The organism is Streptomyces sp. 8L (assembly GCF_020176795.1).
Taxonomy (GTDB): Bacteria; Actinomycetota; Actinomycetes; order Streptomycetales; family Streptomycetaceae; genus Streptomyces.
In genome coordinates this window covers 28,092-46,262 of the sequence record NZ_JAIUKE010000039.1, presented here as the reverse complement: position 1 = coordinate 46,262, position 18,171 = coordinate 28,092, and the positions used below count along the sequence as shown (strand labels likewise).

Annotated in this window: 3 protein-coding genes; all 3 read left to right on the top strand. The window is 71.4% G+C overall.

What is annotated here, in order from left to right; all coding sequences use genetic code 11:
• Nucleotides 1-65 precede the first annotated feature (65 nt).
• The 3 genes from LCE31_RS05095 to LCE31_RS05085 all read left to right on the top strand — a co-directional run bounded on the left by LCE31_RS05095 (nucleotide 66) and on the right by LCE31_RS05085 (nucleotide 18,145).
• Nucleotides 66-3,983 (top strand): SDR family NAD(P)-dependent oxidoreductase, encoded by a 3,918-nt coding sequence (locus LCE31_RS05095; protein WP_225012756.1) that lies wholly within the window; start codon nucleotides 66-68, stop codon nucleotides 3,981-3,983.
• Nucleotides 3,984-4,027: 44 nt separating this feature from the next.
• On the top strand, nucleotides 4,028-13,492 hold the full coding sequence (locus tag LCE31_RS05090) for a type I polyketide synthase (protein ID WP_225012755.1): 9,465 nt from the start codon (nucleotides 4,028-4,030) through the stop codon (nucleotides 13,490-13,492).
• A 78-nt stretch (nucleotides 13,493-13,570) separates the two neighbouring features.
• A complete protein-coding gene (locus LCE31_RS05085) occupies nucleotides 13,571-18,145 on the top strand; it encodes a type I polyketide synthase (RefSeq protein ID WP_441349405.1) in 4,575 nt (1,524 codons plus the stop codon).
• The last annotated feature ends 26 nt before the right edge of the window (nucleotides 18,146-18,171 follow it).

Genomic DNA, 18,171 nt, shown 5'->3' with positions numbered 1-18,171 from the left:
TGTTGGGTTGTCGGATGAGGCGGTTGGCGGTGTCGCATGCGTTTCATTCGTGTCTGATGGATCCGATGTTGGCGCAGTTCGCGGTGGCGATTGCGGATCTGTCGTTCAATGAGCCGACGATTCCTATGGTGGCTGTGGGGGTTGCGAGTCCGGAGTATTGGGTTCGGCATGTGCGGGATGCGGTGCGGTTCGCTGATGATGTGGATGCGTTGATCGCTGAGGGTGTGTCGACGTTTGTGGAGCTGGGGCCTGCTGGTGTCCTGTCGGGGATCGGGGCGGGTACTTGGGTTGCGACGGTGCGGCCGGAGCGTGGTGGTGAGGTCGTGTCACTGGTGGAGGGTGTCGCGACGGCGTGGACGCGGGGCGTCGATGTGGACTGGGCTGCCTATTACGGTGGTGGCAACCCGGTAGACCTGCCCACCTATCCCTTCCAACGCCAGCGGTACTGGCTGGACGACGACCCCTACGCGGGGGACGTTGCCGCTCTCGGCCTGACGGCATCCGAACATCCGCTGCTGCGCGCGGAAGGCACGATCGCCGACAGCGGTGCCGCCCTGTTGACCGGCACACTTTCCCGGCACAGTCACCCCTGGCTGGCCGATCACGCCGTGATGGGCACCGTGCTGGTGCCCGGCACGGCTTTCCTCGAGCTGGCCCTGCATGCCGGGCACCAGCTCGGTGTGCCGGTGGTCGACGAACTGACCCTTCAGGCACCCCTGTCTTTGCCGGACAACGGTTCGGTGGCCGTCCAGGTCACCGTGAACACCCCGATCGACAGTGGCCAGCGGCAGTTCTCGGTGCACTGTCGGGTGCTTGAGGCCGCCGACTGGACCCTGCACGCCACTGGCTGGCTCACCGATCGCGAGACCGCTGCCGACATTGCTGACCTGGCTGCCTGGCCGCCGGCCGGCGCCACCCCGGTCGCCGTGGACTATCGGCGACTGGCGGGGTTCGGCTACGGCTACGGGCCGGTCTTCCAGGGCCTGCGCCGAGGGTGGCAGCGGGACAAGGACATCTACGCCGAGGTCACGCTGCCCGACGGTGCCACCCCCGAGACCTTCGGCCTGCACCCGGCGCTGCTCGACTCCGCCCTGCACGCCGTGATCATGGCGACGCTCGCCGATGAGGGCGCGGAGCCGACCGCGAAACTGCCGTTCAGCTGGACGGGGGTGCAGCTGACCGCGGTCGGTGCGTCGAGCCTGCGGGTGCGGTTGACCCGGGGCGGCGACGGCACTGTCTCCGTCACGGCTGTCGACCCCGCCGGCCAGCTCGTGCTGACCGCCGAGTCACTGGTGTCGCGGGAGGTCTCGGCCCACCAGTTGTCCGTGGCGGACACGAGCTCCCTGTACCGCACCGAATGGGTCCCGCTGGCAGTCGGCGACGCCGAAAACCCGGACATGACGCTGCTGCGGGTCCGGACACCCGAGGGCGATGTGCCGTCGGCCGTGCGCGAGGTCTGCGCATCGGTACTTGACTCGATCCGGGACTTCCTCGCTCAGGGTACCGACGGCCTGCTGGTCGTCGTCACCGAGAACGCCTTGGCCGGCAACGTCGTGCAGGCGCCGGTGTGGGGTCTGGTGCGGTCGGCGCAGACCGAGAACCCTGACCGAATACTGCTGGTCGACGCTGACGATCCGGACGTCGAGATCGACGCGGCTGTGGCCGCTGCCGTTGCGACCGGCGAATCGCAACTGGTCATCCACGGCGGGGAAGCGAAGGTCGCCCGCCTGGCAGAGGTCGACACCGATCTACTGTGCACTCCGGACGGTGCCCCGTGGCGCTTGGACGTCACCGAGCCGGGCGCCCTGGACAACTTGGTGCTCGCAGCCACGCCGGAGATGCCCTTGGCGGACGGCCAGATCCGCGTCGAGATGCGGTCCGCCGGCATCAACTTCCGTGATGTGCTGATGGCGCTGGGCATGTATCCGGGTGAGCCCAAGCTCGGCGGCGAAGGCGCCGGAGTGGTAGTCGAGGTCGGCCCGGACGTGACCGGGCTGGCTGTCGGTGATCGCGTGATGGGTCTGTTCACGCATGCCTTCGCCGCACAATCCGTCACCGATCAACGCACCGTGGTCAAGATCCCCACTGGCTGGACGTTCGACCAGGCCGCTGCCATCCCGATGGTCTTCCTGACCGCCCTGTACGGCCTGAACGACCTGACAGGTCTGAAGGCGGGGGAGAAGGTGCTGATTCACGCGGCCGCCGGCGGTGTGGGCATGGCCGCGGTGCAGCTGGCCCAGCACTTCGGGGCGGAGGTGTACGCCACCGCGAGCCCATCGAAGTGGGATGCGCTGCGGGCCATGGGCATCGGCGACGACCACATCGCCTCCTCTCGAACCCTGGATTTCAAGGACAAGTTCGGTCAGGTCGACGTGGTGCTGAACTCGCTGACCAGTGAGTTCATCGACGCGTCGGTGGCATTGCTCGGTCCGGACGGCCGGTTCCTGGAGATGGGCCTGGCTGACATTCGGGACGCGGACTCGCTGGGGGTCCGCTACCAGGCATTCCAGCTGGCCGAGGCCGGTCTCGACCGAGTCCGATCGATGCTGGTCGAACTGGTCGGGCTGTTCGGTGACGGCACGCTGGCCCCGCCGCCGCTGCGGTCCTGGGACGTTCGCCGGGCACGCGAGGCGTTCCGGTTCATCTCACAGGCCAGGCACATCGGCAAGGTCGTGCTGCGGATGCCGCGCACGATCGGTCCACAAGGGACGGTGCTCGTCACCGGTGCGTCCGGGCGGCTCGGTGGCCTGGCGGCGAAGCACCTGGCCCAGCAGGGCATCGCCACCCTCGTGCTGGTCAGCCGCAGTGCGGTCCCGCACCAGCTGGTCACCGAACTCGAAGCCGCCGGCACCAAGGTGGTCACGGCCACCTGCGACGTTACCGACCGGGCAGCGCTGCGGGCGGTCCTGGCCGAACACGAGCTGACCGGTGTCGTACATGCGGCCGGTCTACTCGACGACGGCCCGGTGGATTCCCTGACCGCGCAACGCATCAACGACGTCATCGCGCCGAAGGTGGACGGCGCCTGGCATCTGCACGAGCTGACCGCCGACGCCGACCTGGCCTTTTTCGTGCTCTACTCGTCGGCTGCCGGCATCCTCGGCTCGGCCGGCCAGGGTGGCTACAACGCGGGCAACACCTTCCTCGACGCGCTGGCCGAACTCCGAGTCGGGCAAGGACTTCCGGCCACAGCGCTGGCGTGGGGACCGTGGGACTCCGTGGGCGGCATGACCGACGGTTTGGGGACCGCGGACCTCGCCCGGATGCGGCGCTCGGGCGCGGTCCCGCTCACCACAGCCGAAGGGCTCGCCCTGTTCGATGCCGCGATCGGACGAGATGAACCGGTGCTGGCCCCGATCCGGATCGACGCCGCCAAGCTCACCCCGGATGCCTCGGCGGTGCTGCGCGGACTCGTTCGCGTGCAACGGGTTCGCAGCACCGGCCGGCCCGCTGCCGGCGCAACGTCCATTGTGGACCGGGTTGCCGGGTTGCCCCTGGCCGAGGCCGAACACCTGCTGCTGGAGTTCGTCCGGGACCAGGTCGCCCTGGTGCTCGGGCACGCGTCCAGCCAGCACGTGCCGTCCGGCGAAGCCTTCCGGGACCTGGGCTTCGACTCGCTGACCGCAGTCGAGCTGCGCAACCGGCTCAAGACCATCACCGGCCTGACCCTGCCTGCGACGCTGGTGTTCGACCACCCGACGCCCCGGGCGCTGGCCGCCCTGCTGGTCACCCACCTTGTCCCGAAGCGGTCCGACCAGGTGCTGGCCGAACTGGACCGGTTGGCCGACATGCTCACCGGGCCGGTCGGCGACCAGACCGCGGAACGCAGGATCACCGAACGACTTCGCGCACTGCTCGACGCGCGGACCGGCACGCAGAAGGCCGCCGAGGGGACCGGGTTCGCCGACGCGCTGCGCTCCGCGTCCGCCGACGACGTGCTCAAGCTCATCGACACCCGCCTCGGCCGACGTGGCCGGAGCTGACGCCGCCCCGCGGCTGGAAGACGAGAAAGGGACGGGTTGCTCTCATGGCCAACGAGGAGACGCTGGTCGACTATCTCAAGTGGGTCACTGCCGACCTGCATGAGGCGCAGGAGCGGCTGCGCGTGCTGGAGGAGGGGCGCGCCGAGCCCATCGCGATCGTCGGCATGTCCTGCCGGTTCCCCGGCGGTGTCGGCTCGCCGGAGGACCTGTGGCGGCTGGTGGTCACCGGCACTGACGCGGTGTCCGGGTTCCCGACCGACCGCGGCTGGGACCTCGACGCCCTGGCCGAGCGGGCGCCGGTGCGGGAGGGCGGTTTCCTCGACGGCGCCGACCGGTTCGACCCGGCGTTCTTCGGCATCAGCCCGCGGGAGGCCCTGACCATGGACCCGCAGCAGCGGCTGCTGCTGGAGACCGGCTGGGAGACCCTGGAGCGGGCCGGCATCGATCCGCACTCGCTGCGCGGCAGCAAGACCGGCGTGTTCGTGGGCAGCAACAACCAGGACCACGTGATCGTGCTTTCCAACGCCGCTGACGACGTCACCGGCTACGGGCTGACGGGCTCCACCGCGAGTGTGCTGTCCGGCCGAGTGGCCTACTTCCTGGGACTGGAGGGTCCCGCCGTCACCGTCGACACGGCGTGCTCGTCCTCGCTGGTGTCGCTGCACCTGGCCGCTCAGTCGCTGCGGCTGGGGGAGTGCACGCTGGCCCTGGCCGGCGGTGTCGCACTCATGGCCACCCCGGCGATGTTCACCGAGTCCAACGGCCAGGGCGCGCTGTCCTCCGACGGCCGCTGCAAGGCGTTCGCCGAGGGCGCCGACGGCACCGGTTGGGGCGAGGGCGTCGGATGGGTACTGCTGGAGCGGCTGTCGGAGGCCAAACGCAACGGCCACGAGATCCTCGCCGTGGTGACCGGGTCCGCGGTCAACCAGGACGGCGCCTCCAACGGTCTGACCGCGCCCAACGGGCCGTCCCAGCAGCGGGTGATCCGGGCGGCGCTGGACAGCGCCGGCCTGACGCCGTCGCAGGTGGACGCCGTCGAGGCGCACGGCACCGGCACGAAGTTGGGTGACCCGATCGAGGCCGGCGCGGTGCTGGAGACCTACGGTGGCGACCGTGCGCACCCGCTGCTGCTGGGCTCGCTGAAGTCCAACATCGGCCACACCCAGGCCGCGGCCGGCGTCGGCGGCGTGATCAAGATGGTGATGGCGCTGCGCAACGGCGTCGCCCCCAAGACGCTGCACGTGGGCGAGCCGACCTCGCAGGTGGACTGGTCCAGCGGCAACGTGCAACTGCTGACCGAGTCGGTACCGTGGCCGGAGACCGGGCAGCCCCACCGGGCCGCTGTTTCCTCCTTCGGCGTCAGCGGCACCAACGCGCACGTGATCATCGAGCAAGCGCCAGAGCGCGACGATGAGCCGGAGACCATCGCTCCCGCCGGCATCCTGCCGTGGGTGCTGTCCGCACGCACCGACAATGCACTGCGCGAGCTGGCCGCCCGCTTGAAGGCCCACGTCGAGGCCAACCCCGAACTGTCCCTCGTGGACGTGGCGTACTCGCTCGCCCAGACGCGCAGCCGGTTTACGCAGCGTGCCGTGGTGCTCGGCGCCGACCGCGACGAGCTGCTGGCCGGTCTGGACGCGCTGGCCGGCGGCGAGTCGTCGGCGGCGGTCGTGACGGGCACCGCCCGCTACGGCGACAGGGTCGTGTTCGTCTTCCCCGGCTACGGCTCGCAGTGGCCAGGCATGGCGCTGGAGCTGTTCGAGACCGAGCCCGTGTTCCGCGACGCCTTCCTGGCCTGCAACGAGGCGTTCACCGGGTGGATCGACTTCTCGCTGGTCGACGTGCTGCGCCAGGCCGACGGCGCGCCGGACCTGGACCGCCTGGAGACCGCGCAGCTGATGCTGTTCGCGGTGCATTCCTCCCTCGCCGCGGTGTGGCGGGCCTACGGTGTGGAGCCGTCCGCCGTGATCGGCCACAGCCAGGGCGAGATCACCGCCGCCTACGTCACCGGCGCGGTCAGTCTGGAGGACGCCGCCCGCGTGGTGGCCTCCCGCAGCCGGTTGCTCCAGACCGTCACCGGCGACGGCGGCATGGTTTCGGTGCCGTTGAGCCATGGCGAGGTCGTCGAGCGGATCAAGCCGTACGGGGAGCGGATCTCCGTCGCCGTGATCAACGGGCCGCGGGCCGTCGTCGTCTCCGGTGACGCCGACGCGCTGGACGAACTGCGCGCCGAGCTGACCGCCGACGGCGTGGATGCCCGCAAACTGCCGATGGACATCGCCGGCCACTCCGCGCACATCGACCGGGCCCGGGACGGCCTGGCCGAGGAACTGGCCTCGCTGCACGGCCGCCCCACCGACATCACGTTCTTCTCCACGGTCACGGGCACCCGTGTGGACACCGCCGGTCTCGACGGTGCGCACTGGTTCCGCAACGTGCGCAACACCGTCTACTTCGAGCAGGCCACCCGTGCCGCCCTCGAACAGGGCTACAGGATGCTGGTCGAGGTCAGTGCGCACCCGGTGCTGTCCGTGGGGCTCCAGGACGTGATCGAGGACAACGGTGTCGACGCTGTCGGCTGGTCGACCCTGCGTCGGCAGGAAGGCGGCCGTGAGCGCTTCCTGCGCGCGCTGGCCGCCGCCCACGTCAACGGTGCAGACATCGACTTCGACGCCGTGTTCGCCGGCACGAACGCCAAGCGCGTGCTGCTGCCGACCTATGCCTTCCAGCACGACCGCTACCGGCTGGAGATGTCCGCCACCAGCGGCGACGCCTCGTCGCTCGGCCTCACCCCGGCCGAGCACCCAATGGTCGACGCCGAGATCGAGCTGCCGGAGACCGGCGGTGTGCTGCTCACCGGACGGCTGTCGCAGCGTGGCCACTCTTGGCTGGCCGACCACGTCGTGCTCGGCACGGCCATCGCCCCCGGCACCGCCCACCTGGAACTGGCCTTCCGCGCCGGCGAGCACCTCGGCTGCGACCGTGTGGACGAGCTGACCCTGCAAGCGCCGTTGGTGCTGCCCGCGCACGGCGGCGTCGCCGTGCAGGTGTTCGTCGGCGGTGTGCAGGACAACGGCCAGCGCTCCGTCGCGGTCTACTCGCGACCGGACGTGCCGGGTGAGGCCGCCGTGGCCTGGACGTGTCATGCGACCGGCTGGCTGAGTGCGAGCCGCGACGTCGAGCCCGCCGACGACCTGACGCAGTGGCCGCCGAACGCCGCCGCCGTGGACCTCGACGGCTGCTACGACCGTCTCGCCGCCGCCGGCCTCGACTACGGTCCCGCCTATCAGGGCCTGCGTGCGGCCTGGGCCCGTGGCAAGCAGGTGTACGCCGAAGTCGTGCTGCCGCAGTCGCTGCGGTCCGACGCCGAGCGCTTCGGCCTGCACCCGGCGCTGTTGGACGCCGCGTTCCATGCGTTGTTCGCCACGCACGATGGCGAGCCGATGCGCATGCTGTTCTCCTGGTCGGGCCTGCGGCTGCTGGCCACCGGTGCGGCCGAGCTGCGTGTGCGGCTCACCTCACACGCGGATGACAAATTGTCCGTGCTGGTCGCCGACGCCGACGGTGCTCCTGTACTGACCGTCGAGTCGGTGTTCCTGCGCGAGGTCACCGCCGACGCGCTGTCCGCCGCGGCCGCCGGCGAGACGCCGGCACCGAAGAGGGAGGGCCGCCGGCCGCTGCGCCGGGCCGGTGCCTCCATGCAGCCGTCGTCCACGTTGGCCCGCCAACTGTCCGCCCTCGCCCCGCCCGACCGGATCCGGAAGCTGGTGGACCTGGTGCGCACCGAGGCGGCGGTCGTGCTCGGCTACGCCGACGCGCAGGCCATTCCCACCCAGCAGGCCTTCCGCGAGCTGGGCTTCACCTCCATCACGGCCGTCGAGCTGCGCAGCCGCCTGAAGGCCGTCACCGGCCTCCCGCTGCCGGCCAGCCTGGTGTTCGACTACCCGTCGGCCGACGCGCTGGGCACGCACCTGCTCGAACTCGTGCTGGGCGACGGGCGGCAGGCCGAGGCGGCGGCCGTGCGGCGCACCGACGACGAGCCGATCGCCATCGTCGGCATGTCCTGCCGCTTCCCCGGCGGTGTCAGCTCGCCGGAGGACCTGTGGCGGCTGGTCGTCGACGGTGTGGACGCGAGCAGTGAACTGCCGGGCCACCGAGGCTGGGACCTCGCGGGCCTGGTCGGCCCGAATGGCTCCACCACCCGCCGCGGCGGCTTTTTGGCCGACCCGGCCCGCTTCGACGCCACCTTCTTCGGCATCAGCGCCCGGGAGGCGCTGGCCATGGACCCCCAGCAGCGGCTGCTGATGGAGACTGCGTGGGAGAGCCTGGAGCAGGCCAGCATCGACCCGGCTACGCTGCGCGGCAGCAACACCGGCGTGTTCGTCGGCAGCAACGGCCAGGACCACGCGCTGCTGGTGGCCAACGGCGACGACGAGCTGGCCGGGTACCGTGCCACGGGGGTCAGCGCCAGCGTGATGTCCGGCCGCGTGTCCTACACGTTCGGGCTGGAAGGCCCCGCGCTGACCGTGGACACCGCGTGCTCCTCGTCGCTGGTGTCGCTGCACCTGGCCGCCGAGTCCCTGCAACGTGGGGAGTGCACGCTCGCGCTGGCGGGCGGCTGCTCGGTGCTGTCCACCCCGACGCAGTTCCTCGAGTTCAGCAAGCAGGGCGCGCTCGCGGCCGACGGCCGCTCGAAGGCGTACTCCGCGGGCGCCGACGGCTTCGCGATGTCCGAAGGCGTGGGCTGGCTTGTCCTGGAGCGGCTGTCCGACGCCCGCCGCAACCGCCACCAGGTGCTGGCCGTCGTGCGGGGCAGCGCGGTGAACCAGGACGGTGCCTCCAACGGCCTGACCGCGCCCAACGGTCCCTCCCAGGAGCGAGTCATCCGGCAGGCGCTGGCCAACGCCGGGCTCGAACCGTCCGAAGTGGACGCCGTCGAGGGGCACGGTACCGGCACCGCGCTGGGCGATCCGATCGAGGTGCAGGCGCTGCTGGCCACCTACGGCCAGGACCGTGCGCACCCGCTGCTGCTGGGCTCGTTGAAGTCCAACATCGGGCATGCCCAGGCTGCAGCCGGTGTCGGCGGTGTGATCAAGACGGTGTTGGCGCTGCGCAGCGGTGTGCTGCCCAAGACCCTGCACGTCACCGAGCCGACCCCCGAAGTCGACTGGTCGACCGGCGCGGTCGAGCTGCTGACCGAGTCGGTGGACTGGCCCGAGACGGGCCGCCCGCGCCGGGCCGGCGTCTCCTCGTTCGGTATCAGCGGCACCAACGCGCATGTGCTGCTGGAGGCGGCACCCGAGGTGCCTGTCGCGGCGGCCGAGCCGGCCTCGGGTCTCATCCCGTGGGTCATCTCAGCGAAGTCCCAGTCGGCGCTGAAGGACCAGGCTGCCCGCTTGGTGTCGTACCTGGAGACCCATGAACAAGTGTCGGTCGCCGATGTCGGCCTGTCGCTGCTGACGGCCCGCAGCAGCTTCGACCACCGGGCGGTGGTGGTCGGCCGGGGCCGCGACGAGCTGGTGGCCGGCCTGCGGGCGCTGGCCACCGGAGGCTCGGCGGCCAACCTCGTGGAGGGCGTCGCCCGGCGGGACAGCCGGGTTGCGTTCGTCTTTCCCGGCCAGGGCACACAGTGGGAAGGGATGGCGGCTGAACTGCTGGCGACGTCGCCGGTGTTCGCCGAGGCGTTCACGGCCTGCGCGACGGCGCTGAGCGGGTGGGTCGACTGGTCGCCGCTGGACGTCCTGCGCGGCGTCGACGGTGCCCCGTCTCTGGACCGGGTGGACGTCGTGCAGCCGATGCTGTGGGCGGTCATGGTCTCGCTGACGGCGCTGTGGCGTTCCTACGGCGTGGAGCCGTCAGCGGTCATCGGCCACAGCCAGGGCGAGATCGCCGCCGCGACGGCGACCGGCGCGCTGTCGATCGCGGACGGCGCGAAGGTCGTCGCCCTGCGCAGCCGCGCCCTGATCGCCATCTCCGGCCGTGGCGGCATGATGTCGGTGCAGCTGGGCCGGGACGAGCTGGAGCCGCGACTGGCCCCGTGGGGCGAGCGCATCTCGGTGGCCGCCGTGAACGGGCCGCGTGCGGTCGTCGTCTCCGGAGAACCGCTGGCGCTCAAAGAACTCCAGGCCGCCCTGTCCGAAGGGGACATCACCGCCCGCATCATCCCGGTCAGTTACGCGGCGCACTCGGCACACGTCGACGCCATCCGCGACGAGCTGGCCGAGGCGCTGGCGTCGCTGCGCTCGAACGAGACCACCGTGCCGTTCTTCTCCTGCGTAGCGGGGGAGCAGCGCGGCACCGGCGACCTGGACGCCGAGTACTGGCACCAGAATCTGCGCGAGACCGTGTTGTTCGACCGGGCCACACACGCGGTGCTCGCCTCGGGCACGCGGCTGGTGCTGGAGGTCAGCCCGCACCCGGTGCTCGTGATGGCCGTACAGGATGTCATCGACGACAGCGGCCTGGACGCCGTCGCGTGGGGCACGTTGCGCCGCAACGAGGGCGGTGCCGAGCGGTTCCTGCTCGCGTTGGCTCAGGCCCACGTCAGCGGCGCGGCAGTGGACTTCTCCTCGTTGTTCGCCGGCGCCGGCGTCGTGGACGTGCCCACCTACGCGTTCCAGGGCGAGCGGTACTGGCTGGTCAACCAGGCCAGCACGGGTGACGCCACCTCGCTGGGGCTGGTGGCGTCCAAGCACCCCATGGTCACCGCGGAGGTGCCGCTGCCCGACACGAACGGCACGCTGTTCACCGGCCGCCTGTCCGTGCCGACGCTGCCGTGGATCGGCGACCACGTGGTCTCCGGCATGACCATCCTGCCCGGCACCGGCTTCATCGAGCTGGGCCTCCACGCCGCCGAGCACGTCGGCTGCGCCCGCATCGAGGAACTGACGGTGCAGACTCCGTTGCTCTTCAACGAGAGCGGCGGCTGGGCCGTGCAGGTGGTCGTCGCCCCGCCGGTCGACAGCGGCCAGCGCCAGCTGACCGTGTACTCGCGACCGGAGACCGTCGGCGACGACGGCGACGACGAGGACTGGACGTGCCACGTCACCGGCTGGCTGAGCCCGGACACCCCGCAGCCGCCGGAGGTGACCGACCTTATGGTGTGGCCGCCACGAAACACCCGCTACGTCAGCGCCGAGGAGATCTACGAGCAGTTGGTGGCTCACGGCTACGGCTACGGCCCCACCTTCCAGGGCCTGCGCGGCGTCTGGGTGCGTGGCGACGAGGTGTACGCCGAGGTCTCGCTGCCGCAGGACGAGCGCGTTCACGCGCACCGCTACGGCATGCACCCGGCGCTGTTCGACGCCGCGTTCCACGCCCTGATCGCGGGCAAGCCCCGGGTGGAGGGCGAGCCGCTGCGACTGCCGTTCAACTGGAGCGGCGTGCGCCTGTACAACCCGGGCGCCCCGCTGATGCGGCTGAAGATGGTAATCACGAGCGAGGAGACCCTCACCGTGACGGCCGTCGACGAGACGGGCCGGCTGGTGCTGTCCGTCGACACGCTGCAACTGCGGGAGATCGCCGCCCAGGGCGTGCCGACCGTCTCCGGTGGCAACCACCGCGCGCTGTTCCGGCTGGACTGGGCGCCGCTGACTCTGCCGACGTCCGTGCCGTCCACCGGTGCGTGGGTGGTGCTCGGCGACTCCGCGGTGTCGATGTCCCTCACCCAGGCCGACAGCTCGGTGCGTTGCCACGCCCAGTGGTCCGACTTGGACGCCGCCGATGCCGTGCCGGACATCCTGGTGCTGCCGGTGGACACGCTCGGCGGCCCCGTGGAGGGCACCGATGTGCCAGGTGCGGTGCGCCGCGTCACCGGTCAGGTGCTGGAGCTGGTGCAGCAGTGGTTGGCCGACGACCGGTTCACCTCGTCGCGACTTGTCGTCGTGACCAGCAACGCGGTCAACGCCAGTGGGGACATCGACGTGGTGCAGGCGGCGGTGTGGGGCCTGCTGCGGTCGGCGCAGTCGGAGAACCCGGACCGGCTGCTGCTGTTCGATGTGGACGAGGACGAGGATTCGCTGCGGCTCATCCCGCGTGCCGTCGCGGCCGCCGTGGCTGTCGACGAGTTCCAGGTCGCTGTCCGCAACGGCGTGGCGTCGGTGGCGCGACTTGGTCGCGTTCCGGTCTCCGAGCCCACCGGGCAGCCGCGTGAGCTGGACTCCGCCGGCACCGTGCTGATCACGGGTGCCTCCGGCATGCTCGCCCGCTACACCGCCAAGCACTTGGTGGCGACGACCGATGTGCGTAACCTGCTGCTGGTCAGCCGGCGTGGCGAGGAAGCGCCGACGATCCCGCCGCTGGTCCGAGAGCTGACCGAACTGGGCGCGACCGTCACCGTCGCGGCTTGCGACGTCGCCGACGCCCGTGCGCTCAAGGCCTTGCTGGACGCGATCCCCGCCGAGCATCCGCTGACCGGTGTTGTGCACTCCGCCGGCTTGGTCGACGACGGCGTGATCGGCTCGCTGGACCGTGCGCGGCTGGACAAGGTGTTTCGGCCGAAGGTCGACGCGGTGTGGCATCTGCACGAACTGACCCGCCACCTCGACCTCGCCCAGTTCACGATCTTCTCCTCGGCGGCCGGCACGCTCGGTGGCGGCGGTCAGGGCGGCTACGCGGCGGCCAACGCCTTCCTGGACGCCATGGCGGCGCACCGCCGGTCGTCGGGTCTGGCCGGAAGCTCGCTCGCGTGGGGCGCCTGGGAGGCCGACGCCGATACCGGCAACACCGGGCTGGCCGGTCACCTCACCGACCACGACCGGGGCCGGATGGGCAAGAACGGGCTGCTGCCGTTCGGGTTCGTGCAGGGCATGGCCCTGCACGACGTCAGCGTCCGGTTGGACGATCCGTTCGTGCTGCCGATGCGGCTGAACATCGCCGCGGTCCGGGCGGCAGGCCGAGTCGTGCCGCCACTGCTGCGGGCGCTGATCAGGACCGTCGCCCGGCGGGGCGCCGACTCGGCGCCGTCCTCGTCGTCGTCGCTGGCCGACCATCTGGCCGCGCTGGCCGGCAGGGACCAGCAGCAATTCATGATTGATCTGGTCCGGGGGCAGGCCGCCGCCGTGCTCGGCCACGTCTCGGCCCAGCTGGTGCCCACCGACGAGGCGTTCCGGGACCTGGGTTACGACTCGCTGACCGCGGTCGAGCTGCGCAACCGGCTCAAGGTCACCACCGGCCTGACGCTGCCGGCCACGCTGGTGTTCGACCACCCCACCCCGCGGGCGCTGGCTGAGTTCCTGCTCGGCGAGCTGGTGCCCGAGGGGGCCGCCGAGGTCGCCCCCGCGCAGGCCGAGTTCGACCGGCTGGAGGCGGCACTGGCCGCCCTGCCCCCGGACGACACGGCCGCGGCCCAGGTGACCGAGCGGCTGCGCTGGATCCTCAGCGGCTGGGAACGCAACCAGCGCGCGACCGAGCCCGCCGAGGACGCCGCCGGGTCGACCGACCTGTCCACCGCCTCGACCGACGACCTGTTGGCCTACATCGACAACGAGCTCGGGCGCGGCCGGGACTGACCAGAGCGGCTGGCGACGACGAAGGATTGATCACTGATGACGACGCAGGAAGACAAGCTGGTCGATTACCTCCGGTGGGTGACCAACGACCTCAAGGAGGCCAAGCAGCAGCTGGCCGCGGCCCGGGAGCGCGAGCACGAGCCGATCGCGGTGATCGGCATGTCGTGCCGGATGCCCGGCGGCGTCACGTCGCCGGAGCAGCTGTGGGACCTGGTCGCGGCCGGCACGGACGCCATCACGCCCTTCCCGGCCGACCGGGACTGGGACATCGAGGCCATCTACGACCCCGAGCCCGGCCGCCCGGGCCGCTCCTACGTGCGGGAGGGCGGTTTCCTCGACGACGTCGCCGAATTCGACGCGGGCTTCTTCGGCATGAGCCCGAAGGAGGCCGTCGCCACCGACCCGCAGCAGCGGCTGCTGCTGGAGACCGCGTGGGAGGTGCTGGAACGGGCAAAGATCGACCCGGCCACCCTGCGCGGCAGCCGGACCGGCGTCTTCCTCGGCAACAACGGCCAGGACCACGTGATCGGCCTGTCCACCGCGCCCGACGACCTGGCCGGCCACAGCGTCACCGGCGCCACCGCCAGCATCATGTCCGGTCGCGTGTCCTACGTGTTCGGCTTCGAGGGCCCGTCCATGACCGTGGACACGGCCTGCTCCTCCTCCCTGGTGGCGCTGCACCTGGCCGCGCACGCGCTGCGCCGGGGCGAGTGCCCCATCGCGCTGGTCGGCGGCATCACCGTGATGACCACGCCGACGCTGTACATCGGGTTCAGCCACCAGCGCGGCCTGTCGCCCAAAGCCCGCTGCCAGGCGTTCTCCGACGACGCGGACGGCACGTCGATGTCCGAAGGGGCCGGCTGGCTGGCCCTGGAGCGGCTGTCCGACGCCCGCCGCAACGGTCACGAGGTGCTGGCGATCGTGCGGGGCAGCGCGGTGAACCAGGACGGTGCCTCCAACGGCCTGACCGCGCCCAGCGGCCCGGCCCAGGCCCGGGTGATCCGGCAGGCCCTGGAGTCGGCCGGCCTGGCGCCGTCCCAGGTGGACGCGGTCGAGGCGCACGGCACCGGCACCTCGCTCGGCGATCCGATCGAGGCCCAGGCACTGATCTCCGTCTACGGCAAGGACCGCCCGGCCGGCCGGCCGCTGCGGCTGGGGTCGATCAAGTCCAATATCGGCCACACCCAGGCCGCGGCCGGCATAGCCGGCATCATCAAGATGGTCCAGGCCATGCGGCACGGCGTCCTGCCGAAGTCGCTGCACATCGGCAAGCCCACCACCGAGGTCGACTGGTCGGCCGGCACCGTGGCCCTGCTCACCGAGCAGGACGAGTGGTCGGCGACCGGCCGGCCCCGCCGCGCGGGGGTCTCCTCGTTCGGCGCCAGCGGCACCAACACGCACGTCATCCTGGAGGAGGCTCCCGAGGTCGAGGCCGCGCCGGCCGAGGTCGTCGCACCCGCCTTGATTCCCTGGGTGCTGTCGGCCAAATCGGACCAGTCGCTACGCGGACAGGCCGAGCGCCTGCTGGCTGCGCTTGCCGATCAGTCCGATGTGGACATCGCTTACTCGCTGGCCACTACCCGTGGCGCGCTTGACCGTCGAGCCGTTGTGCTGGGCGGGAACCGGGACGAGCTGGTCGCCGGGCTGCGGGCGCTGGCCGAAGGTGGGGCGGCGCCGAACCTGGCCCGTGGTCGGCTCGGTGGCGGGCTCGCGGTGTTGTTCACCGGCCAAGGGGCGCAACGGGCCGGTATGGGGCGCGAGCTGTACGAGACGTTCCCGGTGTACACCGCTGCCTTCAACGCCGCGTGCGAAGCGCTCGACCCGGGCGTGCGGGCCGCCGTCTTCGGCGCCGGCGGCGCGCTGGACCAGACCGGCTGGGCACAGCCTGCGTTGTTCGCCTTCGAGGTTGCCCTGTACCGGCTGTTCGAGTCGTGGGGGCTGCGGCCCGGCGCGGTCGGCGGTCACTCCGTCGGCGAGATCGCCGCCGCGCACGTGGCCGGTGTGCTCTCGCTTGCCGATGCCGGCAAGCTCGTCATGGCCAGGGCCCGGCTGATGCAGGCTCTGCCCGAGGGCGGCGCGATGGTCGCGGTCGAGGCCGCCGAGGACGACGTCCGCCCGCTGCTGACCGACGGTGTCAACATCGCCGCCGTGAACGGCCCGACCTCGGTCGTGCTGGCCGGCGTGGAACAGTGCGTGTTGTCCGTAGCCGAGCAGTTGGCGCAGTCTGGTCGCCGCACCAAGCGACTGCGGGTCAGCCACGCGTTCCACTCCGTGCTGATGAAGCCGATGCTGGACGAGTTCGCCACGGTGGCTGGCGGGCTGGAGTTCAAGCAGCCGCTGATTCCCGTGTTGTCCCTGGTGTCCGGCAAGCTCGGTGAACCAGCACTGTCCACTCCGGACTACTGGGTGCGGCACGTGCGGGAGACCGTCCGGTTCGCCGACGGCGTCCGGGAGTTGGCCGCCCAGGGCTTCACCACATTCGTCGAACTCGGTCCGGACGCCGTGCTGACCGGCTCCGGCCAGGACAGTGCCCCGGACGCCGAGTGGATCTCCTCGCTGCGGGCCGGCCGGCCGGAGGTCGCCTCCGCGCTCACCGCGGCCGGCCGGGCGTGGACCCGCGGCGCCGGGATCGAGTGGACGGCGATGTTCGAGGGCGCTTCCACCGTCGATCTGCCCACTTACGCCTTCCAACACGAGCGCTACTGGCTGCGTAACGACTCCCTGCTGCGCAAGTACGAACGAAGCGCGTCCAAGACGGACGCTTGGCGGTATCAGGTCGACTGGGCCGCGTTGCCCGAGCCGGCCGCCGATCCCGTACTGGTCGGCACATGGCTGGTCGTCGCGCCGGCCGAGCAGGACTGGACCAACGCGGTCATCGACAGCCTCAAGCCGCACTGCGCCGACGTCGACGTGCTGCGGGTGGCCGGCGACACCGATCGCGAGACCTTCGCCGCCCTGCTCGCCGCCGCCGGTCAGCCCTCCGGTGTGGTCAGCCTGCTCGCCGTGGATGAGTCCCCGTCGGCACACGAGGCCGTCCCGGTCGGGCTGGCCACCACTGCCGCGCTCGTGCAGGCACTGGGCGACGCCGGACTGGATGCCCCGCTGTGGGCGGCCACCCGCGAGTCGGTGTACGACCACGACGACGAGACCCAGGCGATGGTCTGGGGCTTCGGCCGGGTCGCCGCGCTGGAGCACTCGAACCGCTGGGGCGGCCTGATCGACCTTCCTTCCGTCCTGGGCGGCCGGGTCGGCATCCGGCTCGCCGCCGTACTCGCCGGCACCGGCGATGAGGACCAGGTCGTGATCCGTGCAAAGGGTGCCTTTGGCCGCAGGCTGATTCCGGCCACCGTGCCGTCCACCCAGGACAGTGGAAAGTGGACGACCAAGGGTGCGGTGCTGATCACTGGCGGCACCGGCGGCCTCGGCTCGCACGTGGCCCGCTGGCTGGCCGGCCTCGGTGCGGAGCACCTGGTGCTGACCAGCCGGTCGGGTTCCGCCGCGCCCGGCGTCGATGCGCTCACCGCCGAGCTGACCGCGCTGGGCAGCCGGGTCACGGTCGCCGCCTGCGACGTCGCCGACGCCGACGCTCTGGCCGCGCTGCTGGGCGAGCACCCGGTGACGGCGGTGTTCCACACCGCCGGCGCCATCCGGACCATCGAACTGGACGCCACCACGCCGGAGACCTTCGCCGAGGTGCTGTCCGGCAAGGTCGCCGGTGCCCGCAACCTGGACCGGCTGGTCGGCGACGTCGAGCACTTTGTGCTGTTCTCTTCCGTCGCCGGTGTCTGGGGCAGCGCGGGCCACGCGGCGTACGCCCCCGCGAACGCCTTCCTTGACGCGCTGGCCGAGCGCCGCCGCGCCGACGGGGGGTCGGCTGTCTCGATCGCGTGGGGTCCGTGGGCCGACGGCGGAATGAGCGCCGGCGACGAGATCGACCGGCAGGCCGCCCGGCACGGGCTGCACACGATGAGCACGGCCGACGCGCTGGCCGCCCTGCGATCGGCCGTCGCCGGCCAGTCGGCCACCGTCACGGTCGCCGACGTCGACTGGGCCACATTCCAGCCGCTGTTCACCGGCGCCCGCCCGAGCCCGCTGTTCACCGCGATGACCCCGGCAGTCGAGCCGTCCGGGAACACCGGCGCGGAGTGGGTGGAGCTGCTGGCCGACCTGGTCGGCGAGGAACGAATCGTGCAGCTGCGGACGCTGGTCCGCCGCGAGGTCGCCGGCACTCTCGGCCACACCGACGACAGCGCCGTCGACCCCGAACAGGCTTTCCGCGACCTGGGGTTCGACTCACTGGCTGCGGTTGAGCTGCGCAACCGGCTGATTGCCAAAACCGGTCTCGCGCTGCCCAGCAGCCTGGTGTTCGACCACCCGACGGTGGTCAGCCTGGTCGCCCACCTGGCCGAACTGCTCGGCCCGGCCGAGGGCGACCCGGCCGCGCTGGTGCTGGCCAAGCTGGACCAGATGGAGGCCGCGCTCGCCGAACTCGGCGGGAACGCGGTGGTGCGGGAGTCGGTCGGGCTGCGGCTGCAGGCCGCGCTCGCCCGGCTCGACGCCGGCCAGCACGAGGCCGACCAGGTCGCCGACCAGCTGCGTGCGGCCAGTGTCGAGGACCTCTATGCGTTCGTGGACAAGGAGTTCGGCCGATGAGCACGTCCCGGACATCGACTTTCCCA